This window comes from Pseudotamlana agarivorans, from assembly GCF_001642835.1.
Classification (GTDB): Bacteria; Bacteroidota; Bacteroidia; order Flavobacteriales; family Flavobacteriaceae; genus Pseudotamlana; species Pseudotamlana agarivorans.
Genome location: NZ_LXEI01000007.1, coordinates 63,696 through 82,084, shown reverse-complemented (window position 1 = coordinate 82,084; position 18,389 = coordinate 63,696). Strand labels below are relative to the sequence as shown.

The following is an 18,389-nucleotide window of genomic DNA, read 5'->3' as shown; positions in this document are numbered from 1 at the left end:
AAAAAAAAGGAGTCCCATAAAGACTCCTTTTGTCCAAAGTGTTTTTTCTTAAACCTATTTTACAAATTTCAACACACCTTGAGCAGTTGACAATATATAAAGACCACTTTTTAAAGACGCTGTGCTAATTTCATTAGAAACAACCCCATTTACAACCTTTCTTCCTGATAAATCATAAATAGCATAATCACCACTTACCGAATTACCAACTAATACAGCATCAAGTTTAGAATTGTAATAAGCTGCTAATTTGTTTTTATTGAAGTCGTTTGTAGATAACGATGGATCTACTTTATAATTAAACAAAAACATATTCTCTTGAGAAGATTCACTAAAATCTGTAGTTTTTGTAGATCTCACCTGAAGAATTGCTGAAGATTGCACAATAGTTGGAGTCACTTGAATAATTGCCTGACCACTTGCCGCTGTAACTGGTTCTACAAATATGTCAGCTGTATCTGCATAGGAGCCACCTTCCAAAATTTTCACCAAAATATCATTTCCAACAGTTTCTTGACCAGTGTAGTCAATAATAAACTCATAAGTAGTCCCAACATTTAGTGTCAAACCGCTTGATAAACCAAAATCCCCCGGCGTCTCTCCATCTATTGAAGATAAAGTAACCGTCTGAGCAAAAGTAAATGTGCTTACCAATAACAAAAGTAATAATGTAGTTTTTTTCATAATCTTAAATATTTAGTTAATTTATAATCACAAATATAAATTTCAACTCAATATTTTATTAAATCCACAACTCGATGTAAACTCATCAAACTAAATATCATAATGAAAAGAACTAGATTTTAACTAGACAAAAACCAAATCTGCCCTTTTTTATTAGAACTACCAAAGACTCAGTTTCAAGACTTAAACAACAAATAATTCTTACAATCAGCAAATTGCACAACAACGCAAAAGAAAAAAACACACATTTTTAATGAGATTACACCAACTACCTAAACAAAACACATAGATTTTGTTATTGACTTATTAATTAAAAAGTAGCGCTATAATGAAACACACCAGAAACACTAAAAATACTAACTCACAACATTATAAAAAGAAGCAAACAACAAGAAGTTAATAAAAAAGAAAAGCAAACCCACTTAAAACAATAACCGTTAAAGGTATTACTGCAAGTAAAAAAACGAGACTTACTACAAAAGTCTTTAATATTGTAACACCCCACCCTTCCTTATAAAAGTTTTTTATAGAAACCATGAGATACACAAAAATGACCAAATTTAAAAGCGAATAACACCAATCTGGAAGCTGTGTTATAAAGCTACCTAAAAGAAACAAACTGAAAAGTATAAAAATAAACGAGAAATAGTAAAAACTAAACACCAAATAACTCGCATACAAACCTTTCTTAAAATAAAGTGATTTTAAAATCAAAGCAAAAATTGGTAACAAAATAAACATGGCATAAGGAATCGCATCATAAAATGCCTCAAGCACCCTACCACCTCGCCTGGTTTCATAAAATCTTAGAGTTTGAGTATAAAATCTTTTCTCAAAAAAACCTGGATCATCACTCATACCCATATGAGTTAATATTATATCTCTTGAAACCCTGTTATTTATTAATGAATCAAGAATTTTATAATTAAAATCCATGCTAAACATACCTTTATGCTCAGCTGCTTCTGGATCTAGAATGGTAGATAGTTTTTTTTCAGAAAAATCAGCTATAACATGATGCCCTTTATCCGCATCCTTATGACTTAATATTGAATCAGCCTTAAAATCACCATTAAAAAACTGTGCATCTAAGGAATCTATTTTCTGTTCAGATAAATCGAAATTAAGAGTGCTTTCTGGTGATTTTGTTTTTTGCAACTCCATATCTAAGTTCTTAACCTGTTCCCTTTGGATAAAAGAAAACAAAAAGAAAAACACAATAGAAACAAATAAATACATCTGTGCAGGATGCAAATACATTAAACGTTTGCCTTCTATAAATTTAACAGCTAAGTAACCCGGCTTAAATAACAGAGGATAAAAACTTTTATAAAATCGAGCATCAAAAGAGAAATAATTATGTATCGTGTTGTAAAATAGAACCTTTACCGTTAATTCATCTTTTGTCTGCTGTCCGCAATAAGGGCAAAATTTGAATTTTTCTTTAAAGGTCTTATCGCAGTTTTTACAGGTCTCCTTCTTTGACTTCATTTATCAATAATCATTTGTATAAAAGTACGGCTTTTCAAAATAATTTATCCCTAGCTGAACAGACTTAAAATACGCTTTATAATATTTGTCTACTTACATTAGTTTAACGGAAAAGATAATTCATGCTACCCTCTTTCAAGATCAACACTCATAAATAGAGTTCCAAAACAAATATTAAACAACTAAATAACAGAAGATTAAACACATCAATAATTTTATGGCACGCTGTTTGTAATTCAATAAGCATGAACGTTTAAAACTTATTATTATGAAAACTTCAAAACACACTCAGAAAGACTTAACAAGGATTAATAGCTTAAGCAATAAAATAATTTTGTTGTTTGCTGGTTTTATGTTTTCGTTCTTTTCGATTCAAGCAATGCCTTCAAACGAAATAAATTCAAACACCTTAGCAACCACCTCAAACTACGGCAACTCATTTATTTTTGTTGAAAGCAACATTGAATTTTCAATTTTCCCTGATGGTCAATTTGATTTCAACATCCTTGGCAACAGCAATAATTTAAATGTATCCATAAACACAGGTAATGTGAACGTGAGTTTTAATTCAGGCTATAATTACAATGGTTATATTCAATACGATGAATACGGTGCTATTATTCAAATTGAAAATATTCCAATCTATTACGACGATTACGGACGCGTGATACAAGCAGGAAACGTAAACATATTTTACAACAACTATGGTCGTATTGCTAGAGTTGGAAGCTTAAACGTTTTTTACAATAGTTACAATCAATTTGCATACACCACTGGTTATATTAACATTTACAATAGAGGCTATATTTTCAGGCCTTGGCATAGATACTACCGTGTACCAAGACCTAATTACTGTGTTGTTTACAACAGACCTTACAGAACGCACTACCGCCCAGTACGCTACCGTTATGTGAGACCATTTATAAATAATTCAAGACCAAGAACAGCTATTGCCACCCGAAGAGGGGCAACAATCTCTAGAAATAGAGCGTACGCAACAGCTTATAGAAGCAGCAAAAACAAAACATCGGTTAACAAGAGTGCGTACAGAAAATCCGCTGCAAATAAAAATTACAGCAATAGAAACACCACTAAATCAACAAGAAACTCGACTAAAAACGTTGCAAGAACACAAACACAAAGAGGTTCACAAAACGCACCGAATAATTATAGAAAGTCGGCTTCTAAAAATATTTCGGTCGCAAAAAATCCAAACAACAAAAACACACGTACATATAATAACAAATCTAGAAAAGGTCAACAAGTTACTACTAAATCAAATAATAACCGTAGCACAAAAAGACCTAAAACAACTAGAGTAAATGATAATAAACAAAGAACTGCGCAAAATTACAGCAGGAGTTCTAATAATAATACAAGATCGACAGCACGAAGAACACGATCTTAAAGATTTTTTTTGGTTGGTTAGTATTGAAATCCCCGCGAATGCTTCTATAAAGCATTGTGGGGGTTTCTTTTTTTTATCTACTTCCCTTTTATATAACGAGTTATAACCAGGGTAATATCTTCAGAAAAATTAAATCTATAAACAACAAATAAATAGACCATACTAACAACTAAAGACTTCAGTCCTATATTTATAAAAGGATGAAAAGGAAATTCCCAAAAATAGAACAGCAAAACACTTATAAAAATTAGTAGAAGAACATTTAAAGAGGCTCTAGAGAATGGAAACAATTTAAATTTTCTATATACAAAATACAACTTAACAGAGTTGTACATAAAAATCGCTAAAAATGTTGCTAAACCAGCCCCATTAATACCAAGCAACGGTATAAAAACCATATTCAACAACACCATTAGAATAACCAAAAACACACCTAACACCAATACAACTCTATAATAATCGCTATTAAATAAGATAGCATTGTTACTCCCTAAAGCAGAGTCATACAATTTTGAAATACTTATTAAAAACACCACAAACAAACCGTTACTAAACTCTTTAGGAATGATATAATATAGTTCGTTGATGTTTAAAACAATTAACAAGAAGATTAAACCTCCAACCACAAGAAGACTAATAGAGCTGCGTTTATATAAATCACTTAATGAACTAAAATCTCTATCATTTAAATATTTCGCAGATAAAGGCATTAATAATTGATGCATAGAACGTTGCGGAACAGCAATAACCGTAGCTATGAAAACAGCAACACTATAATAAGCGACCTCTCGTATATCTACATAATGACCTAACATCACTTTGTCTACATCCAACAATACCGTAGCTACAGAACCAGCTATAATAATCAGAAATGAATACTTTAAAATAGCTCCTAAATTATTCAATTTGCTAAAAGTAATTATAGGAAATTTCACAGAGAAGGCATAGAGTTTCATAACCAACATGCGTAGTACATACACAACCACCAAACCTAACATAAACTGTTCTACATCTATAAATTTATAATGCAATAAAAAAAGCAACACCATAGCTCCTACTCTATGAAACACTTCTTTCATAAAATTACCGACTACAGTTTCCATTTGCACTTTTGCCCAAGCAAAAAACACTTCAAAATAAGCTAAGGCTATCGCTATAAAAAAGGTATGCCATAAATAATCCTTAATAATTTCATTCTTTTTTGAAAGAAGTCCAGCAATAAAATCATAACCAAAATACGTCACAATTAACAGAGGAATAATGATTAAGATAGGCAAGAAAATCATTAAGGTTAGAAAACTGTGTAGAGACACTCTGGTTTTAAACGACGAATAGAATTTAACAAGTGTATTATGCATACCTAAAGACATAATAGGCATAATTACATATGCTAGAGACAGCATATAGCTTACCATACCGTAATATTCGTCGCTTAAAAACTCCGTATATAAAAACAGCGTATTTATAGCGCCTATAAAAAACCCTAAATAGGTAGAGATGATATTTTTGAATGATTGAACAGCAACTACCCCCATCTTAAAGTAAATTAGATAAAGATTGGGTTAATGATTTCCGATGAAATTTTTTCAATCCAATAGGATTCGTTTGTAATTCTCCTTTTTGAAATGCTTTATAACACTCTAGGATAGTTTTCTTTAGAGCACCAAAATCAGAATAACTAAAACAATAACCTGTATTGGTTTCTTTAATAATTTTTTCAACATCCCAATGCTTCGGACCAATGGCTAATATGGGTCTATCTGAAACCATATATTCAAATAATTTCCCTGGAATGATACTTTTTGTGTCTTCAGAATCTATTTCTATTAACAATAAAATTTGAGATTTTTTTTGAAACACAATAGACTCTTTATGCGAAACATAACCTACATTATTTAAATAATTACTTAACCCAAAATCCTCAAGAGAATTCAATACATTTTCACTTACTGAGCCTACTAAATTAAGCTGAAAATCCTTAGCAAAACTTTCATTTTCACTTACTAATTCAGCCAGAGCTTTCCATAAAATTTCTGGATTTCTCTTAGACAATAAAGATCCTATATGCGCTAATGAAAACTTTAAATCCTTTACAAAATCAACATCCGTTTCATTATCATAACCATTTGTGATCACCTCTATAGGTTTGTTCGTAATAGCCTGAAACTCTTTTTTCGTAGCAAAACTGGTTACTACAACTTGATCTGCCGCATTTAAAACCTGTTTTTCCAAAGCCTTATGTTTGTTTTTTGAAGTCTTCGTTAGTTTTAACTGCTTATGATAACCGATCGTGGTCCATGGATCTCTAAAGTCTGCCAGCCACCTTACCCCTAGTTTTTCCTTCAAACGTAATCCAATTAAATGCACACTATGTGGCGGTCCTGTTGTGATCAAAGTTGAAATTTGCTCTTTTTTTATGACATCGGAAAGCTCATCTACAGAAGGTTTCACCCATCCAACCCGAGCATCAGGAATAAAAAAGTTTCCTCTCACAAAAAGCATCAATTTCTCAAGTAATGACTGATTTTCATTCTCTGAAATAATCCCCTTACTAATCGTTTTAGACGATTTTTTAGACAAAAATCCAGCTAATTTATAAGGTTCCCGAATAGAACTGGTATAAATCTTTAAATCATTAGAAACTTCCGCTTTTAAGCTTTCATCTAGAATAGGGTAATTTGCGTTTTCAGGAATATAAACAACAGGTTCTACATTAAATTCAGGCAAATACTTTACAAACTTAAGCCAGCGCTGTACCCCTGGCCCTCCTGCAGGAGGCCAATAATAGGTAACAATAAGCACTTTTTTCACCTGCATTTTAAATTAAGCTTTAATTAAAAAGACTCTAGTTACAAAGTTCAAGAAAACTATTCTTGAGGTTTTCTTCTATACTCATAAAACAATCCGCTTACAATCAAAAACATCAATAATATAGAACTTGCCAACGTGATTTTACTTCCAGTTTTCACGACATCTGGATCAAACTTAAACTCAATCGTATGACTTCCAGCTGGAATTTGCATCCCTCTTAAAATGTAATTAACGCGCATAAACTCTCCAGACTCTCCATCAATAAAAACCTTCCAGCCATTACCGTAATATACCTCAGAAAATACCGCAAAACCTTTGTTACTATTATTTGATTTATACTTTAAGTAATTAGGTTTAACTTCTACCAAATCAATTGTTGATGTTGAATCTGTTTTAAATTTTAAATCTGTGTTTTCTAAAAATTCACTAGCCTCATGCTGCGAATAAACTGCCTGTGATTTTGTGTTTAGTTTATCTAATTTTAAGATTTCTTCGTTAGCAGAATCTACCAAGTTTAAGCTTTCAACAAACCATGCATTACCGTTTACTTCTTCGTTTTCATAAGGAAATGAATTCCCTTTCTCATCTTGAGCAACAATGTATTTCGTATTCAACATACTTAATACATTAATATTATTTTTAGCGATATAAAAATCGAAAACTTCTCGATATCGTCTTAACTCCGCAGCATTATAGCCATTTAATGAATTATGAAAATATGATGGTTTAGAAGGCCCAGAAACCAAATCATATACACGATAATATGATGTATCTTGTAAAATATATTTATCAACTTCTGAAGCTTGAAAAGGCTTACTCATTTCTATACCTGCTACAAAATCATCATTATTTACATAACGCCTATCTACACCAACTAAATCAAACAAAATAAGTGCACAAAATGCGGTTATCAACCATTTTTCTTTTAATTTTTCCTTCAAAAACATCAAAATAACACCAGAAGAAAGCGCTACCAATACCAATGAACGCAAGGAGTCCATTGTAAATACACGTTTTCGATCCGATTTAATGGCATCAATAAAACCCTGCCCATAACTTTCACGATACAACCCATCATTAACACCTACAAAATCAAACAAAGTCGATTTAAACAATAAAAAGACAACACAAAGTCCTCCAGTGATTGCCCCTGAATATTTTAATGCTTTTAATTTTTCTTCTTTTGAAACATGAACATCTAACAATTTTGAAAGTCCAAAAACTCCTAGCGCTGGAATACACAGTTCCAAGATAACCTGAATAGAACTAACCGCTCTGAATTTATTGTAAAGCGGTACATAATCAATAAATATGTCGGTTAAAAACCCTAAGTTTTTACCATAAGAGAGTAATAAAGAAAAAACCGTACCACCAACAAGCCACCATTTTAATCGCCCTTGAACTAGAAACAAAGCCAACACAAACAAAAATAACACGACAGCCCCTACGTAAGCTGGCGCTTCAACAATTGGCTGATCTCCCCAGTACAATGGCGCACGTTTCGATTCTTGCAAAGCTTGAGTAGTTGTAGCGCCAAGTTTTCGATAAGCCTCGTAGGTTGCTGATTCCTTTCCTACATCTTCATGATTGCCTCCCCCAACGAATCGAGGTATAAACAAATTAAAAGTTTCAACCATACCGTAACTAAATTGAGTTATATAATCTCTATCCAATCCATTAGTCACTTCTTTAGGTGAACCATCTGGATTAATGGTTAATTCACTTTTACTTCGTTTACTTTCCTTTACATATTCCTGAGTCGCCAAAATATTGGTAGCGTTAAGCGCTATAGCTAATACTAAGGCGCCTACCAAAATCCCTATCGCCTTAAAATACTCTGGAAGTGTTTGTTTTCTATACGCATCAATCAAATAAGCAATCCCGAGTATAACGATTAAAAACATCAAGTAATAAGTCATTTGAAAATGATTAGCAACCAATTCCAAACCAAGAGCAATTACAGTTAAGAAAAAACCCCAGATATACTTCTTCCGAAAGGTTAAAATAATACCACTTAAAACCAATGGCATATAAGCGATGGCATGCGCCTTACTATTATGACCTACTCCAAGAATTATAATAAGATATGTAGAAAAACCAAAGGCTAAGGCTCCTAAAGCCGCTAATTTAAAATCGACTTTTAACACCAAAAGCAGTACATAAAAGCTTAAAAGATAAAGAAAAAGATAATCTGCTGGTCTTGGTAAAAAGCGAAGGGCTAAGTCCAACTTCTTGATATAATTATGCGGATATCGTGCCCCAAGTTGATAGGTTGGCATGCCTCCAAAAGCACTGTTGGTCCAATAGGTTTCTTGCCCTGTTTCTGCCTTAAAATCCTTTTGTTGTTTACTCATCCCGATAAACTGGACAATATCATTTTGGTAAATAACTTCTCCCTTTAAGACAGGATTAAAATAAGCTAGAGATATTACAACAAACCCTAGAATTACAAATATGTGTGGTAAAAATCTTTTTATTGAAAATGGCATAAACTGGCTTTAATTCTAATGATTGCGAAAATTAATCTATTTCTTCGAAATCAACATAATCACCCACCTGTTTATTTGAAGTTTTTGTTTGAGGCATTTTATCTATAGTCACCTCCCCTTCTCTTTTATCTGTTTCTTTTCTTGGTGCTTTTTGAAATTGTCCAAATTGTCCTCCAAAGCGTTCTTCAGCCTTTTTTGAAGCATATTTTATCAAGTAAGGAGCAAAAATTCTTGATAGTATTTTTAATCCGTAATAAACTAACGCAATTATAAGTATGGTTCTTAATAACCCCATTTTTTAACTTTTGATTGTAATTTATAGCAAAAATACAATTCTATCTCCTGAAAAAAAGCTGAATAATGATAAAAAAACTATAAAATATCTATATTTGAACATCCTTTAATAACTTCATATTTAAGGATTTTTTAACCAAAGCTTATGAACCTACTTAAATCTGCATTGTTTTTTCTGTTATGTTTAGCAACTTCCCAAGGCTATTGTCAATACACTGAAGTTATTAACTCCAATAGACCTGGTGTTTCAAGAAGCGCTTTTTCAGTAGGAACTAATGTGGTGCAATTTGAAGCAGGACCTTATTTTATAAAAGAAAAACGTACTCCTGCCGCAGCTTATGAAGCTTCGGGATTCGGTATTGACTTTGCTGCTAGATACGGTTTATTATGGGAACCACTTGAAATTAGTATTGAAGGCACATACCAAAACGACACACAAACCTATACCTCTACTTACGATTATGAATACAATCGTTCAAATTTCAAATTTTTCACCATTGGTGCCAAGTATTTGGTTTACGATCCCTTAAAAAACAAACCAGAAGAAAAACCTAATCTATATAGCTGGAAAGCCAACAGAACCTTTAAATGGAAATCATTAATTCCTGCTGTTTCTGTTTATTTAGGTGGTAACATTGACGCTGCCGACAATCCGTTTACAGCACCAGGCATTGAAGGTTTCAGCCCTAAAGTAATGATTGCTACGCAAAACAATTTTGCCAATGGTTGGGTTTTTGTCATGAACTTCATTAAGGACAGAATTGGAACCGACCAGTCTGACTTCCAGTATATTTTAACATTAACCCACGCAGTCACTATGAAATGGGTTATATTTGCCGAAACTCAAGGAATACAGAGTGATTTCTATGCCGATAATTTATTTAGATTAGGTGGCGCTTATTTATTGAATAAAGATCTTCAATTGGATAGCGCAATTACATTCAACACCAAAGATACACCTTCTGTTTTTAGCGTTAATTTTGGAGCATCATATCGTTTAGATTTCCATAAAGACAAAAAACCTAAAGTCGATAATACTGTAGATGATGAGGAAAATGGTATACCTAACAACGTAGGGAACACCGACAAAAAGAATGCGACACCTGAACCTATTGAAAAAAGAAAAAAAGAAGACGTCGATTTTGATTAACTCAAAGAAGTTACTCAAAAATCGATTATAGAAGTATGATAAAATTAAAAGAGGTTAAAACTAAAAAGGATCTTAAAGCATTTGTAAAATTTCCTTTCAAACTATATAAGGACTCTAAATATTGGACACCTCCAATTATAAGTCAAGAAATTAAATCATTTAACAAAAAAGAAAACCCCGTTTTCAATGATGCCGAAGCACGTTTGTTTTTGGCATATAAAAATGATGAAATCGTAGGACGCGTTGCTGCTATAGTTAATTGGCTTGAAATTAAAGGTCAAAACCAAAAAAAAATGCGTTTTGGCTGGTTTGATTTTATTGATGACCTTGAAGTGTCTCAAACCTTACTAAATAAAGTTGAAGAGATAGGAAAGTCTTTTAATTTAGAATATACTGAAGGACCTGTAGGGTTTTCAAACCTAGACAAGGTAGGCGTTTTAACCGAAGGATTTGACTCCCTTTCTTGTATGGTTACTTGGTATAACCATCCATACTACATTAAACATTACGAAGCAGCTAACTATAAAGTTGAAAAAACATATTCTGAAAGTATTTTTCCTTTCGAAAATGTAAAACCAGAGTTTTTCTTAAAAGCACAAACCTTAATAAAAAAGAGGTATCAATTAAGCGCTTTAAATTTCACAAAAACATCCGATGTCATGCCGTATGTGGATAAAATGTTTGATTTATTTAACCAAACATACGCCTCACTATCATCATTTGTTGCTATTAACGATATACAAAAGGCTTATTTCAAGAAGAAATTTATCAGTTTTATAAATCCGGAATACATAAAGTTTGTTGTAGATAACAAAAAAGAACTTGTAGCTTTCGCTATTGTTATGCCTTCATTTTCTGAAGCCTTACAAAAGGCAAAAGGCCGACTGTTTCCCTTTGGATTTAAATATATTTTGGATGCTAAAAAAAATAGTAAAACGGCAGATTTCTACTTAATAGGTGTTCATCCCGATTATCAAAATCGAGGTGTTCATGCTATAATCTTTAACGAATATTACAATACATTTAAGGAAAAAGGTATAGAAACCTGCTATAGAACCCCTGAATTAGAGGACAACGAAGCTATCAAAAAAATATGGAAGCATTTTGACCCTGTTGTTATCAAAAGAAGAAAAACATTTAGAAAAGAACTTTCATAAAATAAAAAATCCGATTCAAAATTGAATCGGATTTTTTTATACTATCTATTTATAAATAAACTACTCACCCATGGCTGCCATAACAGCTGCGGATAAACGCTTATATGTTCCGTTTTCTAAACGCTCACGAATAGCATCAAAAGCATCTAATGTTTCTGAAACATCTTCTAATGTATGCGTAGCCGTTGGGATTAATCTTAATAAAATCATACCCTTAGGTATCACTGGATATACTACTATAGAGCAAAATATACCGTAATTTTCACGTAAATCACGTACCAAAGCCATAGCTTCAGGAATACTTCCTTTTAAATAAACAGGAGTTACACAACTTTGTGTCGTACCAATATCAAAACCACGCTCTTTTAAACCAGACTGTAAAGCGTTAACATTCTCCCACAATTTATTTTTCAATTCAGGCATGGTTTTAAGCATTTCTAAACGCTTAAGTGCACCAACTACCAATTGCATTTGCAATGATTTTGCAAACATTTGAGAGCGTAAATTGTATTTTAAATAATCAATAATTTCTTGATCTCCAGCAATAAATGCTCCTGTACTAGCTAAAGATTTTGCGAAAGTTGCAAAATACACATCTATATCCGCTTGAACACCTTGCTCCTCGCCTGCTCCAGCACCAGTAGCTCCTAAAGTTCCAAAACCATGAGCATCATCAACAAATAATCTAAAGTTGAATTTCTTTTTAAGTGCAACAATTTCTTTTAAACGCCCTTGCTCGCCTCGCATACCAAAAACACCTTCAGAAATAACCAAAATTCCACCTCCGGTTTGTTCGGCCATTTTTGTAGCACGCTCCAAGTTTTTCTCTAAACTTTCAACGTCATTGTGCTTATAAGTAAAACGTTTACCCATGTGTAAACGTACACCATCAATAATACAAGCATGTGCATCTACATCATAAACAATAATATCATCTTTTGCAACCAAAGCGTCAATGGTAGACACCATACCTTGATAACCAAAATTTAAAAGATAAGCTGCTTCTTTCTGAACGAATGAAGCCAATTCGTTTTGAAGTTTTTCATGTAAATCGGTATGTCCAGACATCATTCTAGCCCCCATAGGGTAAGCCGAACCGTATTGTGCTGCTGCCTCAGCATCCACTTTTCTTACTTCTGGATGATTAGCTAAACCTAAATAATCATTAATACTCCAAGTGATAACGTCTTTTCCTTGAAATTTCATACGATTTGAAATTTCTCCTTCCAGCTTTGGAAAAACAAAATAGCCTTCAGCTTGAGACGCCCATTTTCCTAATGGTCCCTTATCCTTATAAATTTTATCAAATAAATCTCTCATTTATTATAAATCTTGTTGCAATTAAATTATGGTAAAACTTTAAACTCTAACACTTTTCATCAACATCAAATTAACGTTGAAAATGATATAAAAAAAAGCAAGTTTGGTTTGAAGTCAATTGGCGCAAAATTAAATATTTATTAGCATTGAACATAATTTTTAATGCTCAATTATTTGTTAAATGAAAAAAGAGATCATTTTTTACTTTTAAAGTAAAAGATAATCTCTTTTAACACACTTCCATAGGAAGTTATTTTATGTACTGAATGTTCTCTGCCGCTTCATTAATACTATCAAAGAAACCTTGATCACTCATCCATTTGTCACTATAAACTTTACTCATATATCTTGCACCATGATCTGGAAAAATAATAACTACTTTATCATTTTCACCAAATTCACCATTTTCTTCAAGCTGTTTAATAGCTTGCATCGCAGCACCTGATGTATATCCTACAAGCATACCTTCTGTTCTAGCTAATTCTCTAGCGGTGTGTGCACTTTCCTCATCGGTAACTTTCACAAATTTATCAATCACATCAAAATCTGTTGCTCCAGGAATTAAATTCTTTCCTAAACCTTCAATACGATAAGGATAAATTTCTTTTTCGTCAAACTCTCTGGTTTCATGATATTTTTTAATCACTGAACCAAAAGCATCAACACCTATTACTTTAATATTCGGATTTTGTTCCTTTAAATACTTAGCTGTTCCTGAAATGGTTCCTCCGGTTCCGCTACATGCAACAAGATGGGTGATTTTACCTTCTGTTTGCTTCCAAATTTCTGGACCTGTAGAATAATAGTGTGCATCGATATTCAGTTGATTAAAATACTGATTGATATACACAGAACCTTTCATTTCGCTATGTAGACGTTTTGCAACTTCATAATAAGAACGTGGATCGTCGGCACTAACATGCGCAGGACACACATAAACCTTAGCTCCCATCGTTTTCAGCATGTCAATCTTATCTGGAGAAGACTTTGAGCTCACAGCAAGTACACAATCGTATCCTTTAATGATACTTACCATAGCAATACTGAATCCTGTGTTACCAGAAGTTGTTTCGATAATGGTATCACCTGGAGAAAGGATGCCTTTCTTTTCTGCCTGTTCAATAATATAAAGTGCTATTCTATCTTTGGAAGATTGTCCTGGGTTAAAGGCTTCAACTTTTGCGTAAAAGTCACCTTTAAACTCAGAAGTTATTCGATTAAGTTTGACAAGTGGTGTATTACCTACCAAATCTAATACGTTATTATAAACTTGATTTCTTTGTTCCATAAATGCTTTTTAGAAACTGCTTACTTTATGAAGCAAAACAGCTTGAAACCGTACAAAAGTAAAACTTTTTTTTCTACTGACCATGAATTCCCTCTAAATCTAATAAAAACGCGTACTCTAAAGCAACCTCCTTTAGGCTTTCAAAACGCCCTGAAGCCCCTCCATGACCTGAATCCATATCAGTATGAAGTAATAATTTATTTGAATCCGTTTTCTCGGTTCTCAATTTAGCCACCCACTTAGCAGGTTCCCAATATTGCACCTGAGAATCATGAAGACCTGTGGTTACTAACATATTAGGATATTCTTGAGCTTTTACATTATCATAAGGTGAATAGGATTTCATATAATGATAATATTCTTGCTCGTTAGGATTCCCCCACTCGTCATATTCTCCTGTCGTTAAAGGTATAGTATCGTCTAACATGGTTGTAACTACGTCAACAAAAGGTACTGCCGCTAACACACCGTTATATAATTCTGGATTCATATTAATAACAGCTCCCATGAGCAATCCGCCAGCAGAACCTCCATAAGCATAAAGGTGCTTATTAGACGTGTATTTTTGGTCAATTAAATACTTAGAACAATCAATATAATCGGTAAATGTGTTCATTTTAGTAAGTAACTTACCGTTTTCATACCACTCACGACCTAAATACTCCCCGCCTCTAATATGTGCTATGGCATATATAAAACCACGGTCTAACAAGCTTAAACGTACCGTAGAAAACGAAGGATCTATGGTAGAACCATACGAACCATAAGCGTATTGTAATAAAGGTGCTGATCCGTCAAATTTCACCCCTTTTTTATACACTAATGACATAGGAACTTTTACGCCATCACGCGCTGTTGCCCAAATACGTTTCGATTCGTAATTTTCTTTATTAAACTTTCCACCAAGAACCTCCTGCTCCTTTTTTATCTCACTTTCTTTCGTCTTGAAATTATAGTCAATAACCGAACTTGGTGATGTTAAAGAGTTATAGGAATAACGTAAAATAGGACTTTCAAAATCCGGGTTATTACCTATATACGTGGTATAAGTTTCACTTTCAAAAGGTAAATAATAATCCTCTTTACCATCCCAACTCATAATACGCAATTTATTGAGTCCGTTTTCACGCTCATTAACCACTAAATAGTCATTAAAAATCTCTAAATCTTCAATTAAAACATGGTTTCGGTGAGGAATTACATCTTTCCAAACATCCTTTGAAGTGTCCTTTAAATTCGTTTTAGATATTTTAAAGTTTGTTGCCTTATCAATATTGGATATGATGTAAAAACTATCATCGTAATGAGCAATGGTATACTCCAAATTTTCTGTACGTTCCTGAAAAATAGTAAAATCTTCATCTGGGGTATCAGCATCTAAAAAGCGATATTCTGAAGACAGTGTACTCGATGAACCTATTATAATGTATTTCTTAGATTTTGACTTATAAACAAAGGTGTTGAAGGTTTCATTTTCTTCATAAAACACTTCAATATCTTCTGTACTATCAGTATGGATTTTATGCTTAAATACTTTTTCTGATCGTAAGGTAACGGCATCTTTTCGTGTATAAAAAAGAGTTTTATTATCGTTTGCCCATACCGCACTTCCGGTGGTGTTTTTTATTTCATCGGAATAAATTTCACCGGTCACTAAATTTTTAATTTGAATCGTGTATTGCCTTCTACTTACTAAATCGACTGCGAAAGCTGCCATGGTGTTGTCTGGACTAATCGAGAGTCCGCCAAGACTAAAGTAAGCTTGATCTTTCGCCATCTCATTACAATCGAAAAGAATTTCTTCATCAGCCTCTAATGAGCCTTTTTTTCTAGTGTATATTGGATAATCCTTGCCAGCTTCATATTTTGTGATATACCAATAACCATTCAATTTATAAGGCACCGAAGTATCATCTTCCTTTATTCTCGACTTCATCTCTTCAAATAGCGTTTTCTGAAAGTCTTCAGTATGTGCCATCAATGCTTTGGTATAATCATTTTCTTTATTAAGATAATCGATCACCTCAGGGTTTTCTCTATCATTTAACCAATAATAGTTATCCATTCTATCGTCGTCATGGATACTTAATTTATGAGGAATTTGTTTTGCTACAGGAGCTTGAACTTGAGTTGTTTTTTCTATCATCTTATTATCTTTTTTACAAGAGTGGGCAAAAATAAGGCTTAAGATGAGAATATAAACTTGAATTTTCATTTTATACGATTTACCTTTTAAATTTAAGTGTTTTGGAGACAGAAAATGCATGAATTCGTATTATTCGTTCCTTTTAATAATATGTTTCCATAGCAACTCTAATAATTATAATGAACTTGATAAGCGTTCGGAAGTAAATCATATGGTTTTAAACCTAACCTATTTGGAGGTTTTGTGTTGATTTCAATAAATACTTTACTAATTTTGTGTAAAATTAATAAAAAAAGAAAAACTATGTTTGGAGATATGATGGGTATGATGGGAAAACTTAAAGAAACCCAACAAAAAGTAGAAGATACCAAAAAGCGCTTAGACACTGTATTAGTAGATGAAAATAGTCACGACCTCAAATTAAAAGTAACATTAACGGCCAATCGTACAATAAAGTCTATTGACATCGATGAAAGTTTATTAAATGACAAAGAAGAGTTGGAGGATTATTTAATTCTAACACTAAATAAAGCCATTGCAAAAGCTACACAGGTAAACGAAGCTGAATTAGCAGCCGTTGCTAAAGAAGGCATGCCTAATATTCCAGGAATGGATTTATTTAAGTAAATCGAGAATTTTGAACTTTTTTTAAGCACAGAAATAGTAAAATAAATGAAATTCTCTTATTTTTAGTTTCTAATCTTAAAAATCAAAATTATGTTCGAATTATTTCAAAGTGAAAACAACGACAAATACTATTTTCATTTAAAAGCAAAAAACAGTCAGATTATCTTAGCTAGCCAAGGTTATGCTGATAAAGCTGGTGCAAAAAATGGAATTGAATCTGTAAAAACCAATTGTGCAGACGACACAAAATTTGAACGTAAGACGGCTGCCAACGGAAAATTTCACTTTAATTTAAAAGCTGCTAACGGTCAAATTGTAGGAACAAGCCAAATGTATGCTTCAGAATCTGGAATGGAAAACGGCATTGAGTCTGTAAAAACGAATGCTCCTTCAGCTGAAGTTAAGGAAAAAGAAGCTTAATTCAATAGTTTTAGAAAAATGGATTTCAAGCTAATTTATTTTTCAGCTAGCTTTTTTAATATTTCTATAAATCTATTATGCATGGTATCGCTATAATTTAAATGTGTTACCATGCGTAATTTTTTATTGCCCATACCAATGATATAAATTTGTTGATCATCAAGGTCTTGAACAAATTTTTTATCATCCATATCATCATTCAATTCAAAAATAACAATATTAGTTTCTACGGGTTCGACAGACTTAACTACTGATAATTGTGTTAGAAACTCCCCTATTTCTTTGGCCTTTTTATGGTCTTCTATTAATCGTTCAACATGGTTATCCAAGGCATAAATTCCAGCGGCAGCTAGGTATCCCGCTTGCCTCATGTTGCCTCCAAATATTTTTCGAACCCGTAAGGCATCTTTCATGATTTTAGCGTCACCAACCAGCACGGAACCAACCGGACAGCCCAAACCTTTACTTAAACACACTGATATCGTATCGAAAACTTTACCATACTGAGCTATGGAATCGCTGGTCTCTACAAGGGCGTTCCATAAACGAGCACCATCTAAATGAAAACCAAGACCATTTTCTGCACAAACTTGTCTAATGGCTAGAATCTCTTCAAAATCCCAACAAGCCCCTCCGCCTTTATTGGTTGTATTCTCTATTTCAACCAAACTCGTTTTACTATAGTAATAATCATCAGGGTTAATAGCTTCAATAACCTGCTTCGCCGTAAACATGCCGCGATTACCATCAATCAATTTACAAGAAACCCCGCTATTAAATGAAGCGCCACCAGATTCATAATTATAAATATGCGCGTATTTATCACAAATAACCTGTTCTCCTGGATTAGTATGTAATTTAATAGCTGTTTGGTTCGCCATAGTTCCACTAGGAAAAAACAAAGCAGATTCTTTACCAAACATATCGGCCACCTTTTGCTCTAACATATTTACTGTAGGATCTTCTCGAAATACATCATCACCAACTTCAGCTTGCATCATAGCGGTTAACATATCGTTTGTAGGTTTTGTTACCGTATCACTTCTTAGGTCTATTTTCATCATGAAATTTTAATGTAAAACTATAAAATTATGCTTAGAATGT

Annotated in this window: 15 protein-coding genes and 1 pseudogene; 5 read left to right on the top strand and 11 right to left on the bottom strand. The window is 32.9% G+C overall.

The window, feature by feature from the left end:
- Positions 1–54: 54 nt before the first annotated feature.
- The 3 genes and pseudogenes from A6I66_RS09390 to A6I66_RS16925 all read right to left on the bottom strand — a co-directional run.
- The gene (locus A6I66_RS09390) at positions 55–684 is read right to left on the bottom strand and encodes a T9SS type A sorting domain-containing protein (protein ID WP_067148295.1); all 630 of its coding nucleotides are present in this window, start codon (positions 682–684) and stop codon (positions 55–57) included.
- A gap of 396 nt (positions 685–1,080) precedes the next feature.
- Positions 1,081–1,842 (bottom strand): hypothetical protein, encoded by a 762-nt coding sequence (locus A6I66_RS09385; RefSeq protein ID WP_245683451.1) that lies wholly within the window; start codon positions 1,840–1,842, stop codon positions 1,081–1,083.
- Between the two features lie 63 nt (positions 1,843–1,905).
- Positions 1,906–2,175 (bottom strand): annotated as a pseudogene (locus A6I66_RS16925) (DUF3667 domain-containing protein); the annotation flags it as partial.
- Positions 2,176–2,443: 268 nt separating this feature from the next.
- Here A6I66_RS16925 and A6I66_RS09380 point away from each other — a divergent pair.
- Positions 2,444–3,583, top strand: coding sequence for a hypothetical protein (locus A6I66_RS09380; protein ID WP_067148289.1), 1,140 nt, complete (start codon positions 2,444–2,446; stop codon positions 3,581–3,583).
- Between the two features lie 77 nt (positions 3,584–3,660).
- Here A6I66_RS09380 and A6I66_RS09375 read toward each other — a convergent pair whose 3' ends face one another.
- Genes A6I66_RS09375 through A6I66_RS09360 form a run of 4 tightly spaced genes read right to left on the bottom strand, consistent with a single transcriptional unit; the run spans position 3,661 to position 9,178 of the window.
- Positions 3,661–5,118: an oligosaccharide flippase family protein gene (locus A6I66_RS09375; RefSeq protein ID WP_067148286.1), complete on the bottom strand. Its 1,458-nt coding sequence runs from the start codon at positions 5,116–5,118 to the stop codon at positions 3,661–3,663.
- A 1-nt stretch (position 5,119) separates the two neighbouring features.
- The gene (locus A6I66_RS09370; RefSeq protein ID WP_067148283.1) at positions 5,120–6,400 is read right to left on the bottom strand and encodes a glycosyltransferase; all 1,281 of its coding nucleotides are present in this window, start codon (positions 6,398–6,400) and stop codon (positions 5,120–5,122) included.
- A 50-nt stretch (positions 6,401–6,450) separates the two neighbouring features.
- Positions 6,451–8,883, bottom strand: a complete 2,433-nt coding sequence (locus A6I66_RS09365) for a YfhO family protein (RefSeq protein ID WP_067148280.1) — start codon at positions 8,881–8,883, stop codon at positions 6,451–6,453.
- Between the two features lie 31 nt (positions 8,884–8,914).
- Complete coding sequence (locus A6I66_RS09360) at positions 8,915–9,178, bottom strand: DUF4834 family protein (protein WP_067148277.1); 264 nt, start codon at positions 9,176–9,178, stop codon at positions 8,915–8,917.
- 144 nt (positions 9,179–9,322) lie between these two features.
- On the opposite strand from A6I66_RS09360, the gene A6I66_RS09355 reads away from it, so the two are divergent.
- Entirely contained in the window at positions 9,323–10,327 is a 1,005-nt protein-coding gene (locus tag A6I66_RS09355; RefSeq protein ID WP_067148274.1) for a transporter, read from the top strand.
- A 35-nt stretch (positions 10,328–10,362) separates the two neighbouring features.
- Positions 10,363–11,484, top strand: coding sequence for a GTP cyclohydrolase (locus tag A6I66_RS09350; RefSeq protein WP_067148271.1), 1,122 nt, complete (start codon positions 10,363–10,365; stop codon positions 11,482–11,484).
- A 60-nt stretch (positions 11,485–11,544) separates the two neighbouring features.
- On the opposite strand, the gene A6I66_RS09345 is transcribed toward A6I66_RS09350, so the two are convergent.
- The 3 genes from A6I66_RS09345 to A6I66_RS09335 all read right to left on the bottom strand — a co-directional run bounded on the left by A6I66_RS09345 (position 11,545) and on the right by A6I66_RS09335 (position 16,307).
- Positions 11,545–12,804: an aminotransferase class I/II-fold pyridoxal phosphate-dependent enzyme gene (locus tag A6I66_RS09345; protein WP_067148268.1), complete on the bottom strand. Its 1,260-nt coding sequence runs from the start codon at positions 12,802–12,804 to the stop codon at positions 11,545–11,547.
- A 250-nt stretch (positions 12,805–13,054) separates the two neighbouring features.
- Positions 13,055–14,092: a PLP-dependent cysteine synthase family protein gene (locus A6I66_RS09340; protein WP_067148265.1), complete on the bottom strand. Its 1,038-nt coding sequence runs from the start codon at positions 14,090–14,092 to the stop codon at positions 13,055–13,057.
- Positions 14,093–14,165: 73 nt separating this feature from the next.
- A complete protein-coding gene (locus A6I66_RS09335; protein ID WP_084399606.1) occupies positions 14,166–16,307 on the bottom strand; it encodes a S9 family peptidase in 2,142 nt (713 codons plus the stop codon).
- 234 nt (positions 16,308–16,541) lie between these two features.
- Between A6I66_RS09335 and A6I66_RS09330 the strand changes: the two genes are divergently transcribed.
- Positions 16,542–16,865: a YbaB/EbfC family nucleoid-associated protein gene (locus A6I66_RS09330; protein WP_067148258.1), complete on the top strand. Its 324-nt coding sequence runs from the start codon at positions 16,542–16,544 to the stop codon at positions 16,863–16,865.
- Positions 16,866–16,955: 90 nt separating this feature from the next.
- The gene (locus tag A6I66_RS09325; RefSeq protein ID WP_067148253.1) at positions 16,956–17,285 is read left to right on the top strand and encodes a YegP family protein; all 330 of its coding nucleotides are present in this window, start codon (positions 16,956–16,958) and stop codon (positions 17,283–17,285) included.
- A 35-nt stretch (positions 17,286–17,320) separates the two neighbouring features.
- Here the strand turns inward: A6I66_RS09325 and A6I66_RS09320 are convergent, their stop codons facing one another.
- Positions 17,321–18,346, bottom strand: a complete 1,026-nt coding sequence (locus tag A6I66_RS09320; protein ID WP_067148251.1) for a threonine aldolase family protein — start codon at positions 18,344–18,346, stop codon at positions 17,321–17,323.
- Positions 18,347–18,389: the final 43 nt, after the last annotated feature.

Excerpts from the sequence above, each read along its gene's own strand:
- A6I66_RS09345 (WP_067148268.1), bottom strand. The coding sequence starts at position 12,804 with ATGAGAGATTTATTTGATAAAATTTATAAGGATAAGGGACCATTAGGA.
- A6I66_RS09375 (WP_067148286.1), bottom strand. The coding sequence starts at position 5,118 with ATGGGGGTAGTTGCTGTTCAATCATTCAAAAATATCATCTCTACCTAT.
- A6I66_RS09320 (WP_067148251.1), bottom strand. The coding sequence starts at position 18,346 with ATGAAAATAGACCTAAGAAGTGATACGGTAACAAAACCTACAAACGAT.
- A6I66_RS09355 (WP_067148274.1), top strand. The coding sequence starts at position 9,323 with ATGAACCTACTTAAATCTGCATTGTTTTTTCTGTTATGTTTAGCAACT.
- A6I66_RS09340 (WP_067148265.1), bottom strand. The coding sequence starts at position 14,092 with ATGGAACAAAGAAATCAAGTTTATAATAACGTATTAGATTTGGTAGGT.
- A6I66_RS09365 (WP_067148280.1), bottom strand. The coding sequence starts at position 8,883 with ATGCCATTTTCAATAAAAAGATTTTTACCACACATATTTGTAATTCTA.
- A6I66_RS09360 (WP_067148277.1), bottom strand. The coding sequence starts at position 9,178 with ATGGGGTTATTAAGAACCATACTTATAATTGCGTTAGTTTATTACGGA.
- A6I66_RS09350 (WP_067148271.1), top strand. The coding sequence starts at position 10,363 with ATGATAAAATTAAAAGAGGTTAAAACTAAAAAGGATCTTAAAGCATTT.
- A6I66_RS09335 (WP_084399606.1), bottom strand. The coding sequence starts at position 16,307 with ATGAAAATTCAAGTTTATATTCTCATCTTAAGCCTTATTTTTGCCCAC.
- A6I66_RS09390 (WP_067148295.1), bottom strand. The coding sequence starts at position 684 with ATGAAAAAAACTACATTATTACTTTTGTTATTGGTAAGCACATTTACT.
- A6I66_RS09380 (WP_067148289.1), top strand. The coding sequence starts at position 2,444 with ATGAAAACTTCAAAACACACTCAGAAAGACTTAACAAGGATTAATAGC.
- A6I66_RS09330 (WP_067148258.1), top strand. The coding sequence starts at position 16,542 with ATGTTTGGAGATATGATGGGTATGATGGGAAAACTTAAAGAAACCCAA.
- A6I66_RS09370 (WP_067148283.1), bottom strand. The coding sequence starts at position 6,400 with ATGCAGGTGAAAAAAGTGCTTATTGTTACCTATTATTGGCCTCCTGCA.
- A6I66_RS09325 (WP_067148253.1), top strand. The coding sequence starts at position 16,956 with ATGTTCGAATTATTTCAAAGTGAAAACAACGACAAATACTATTTTCAT.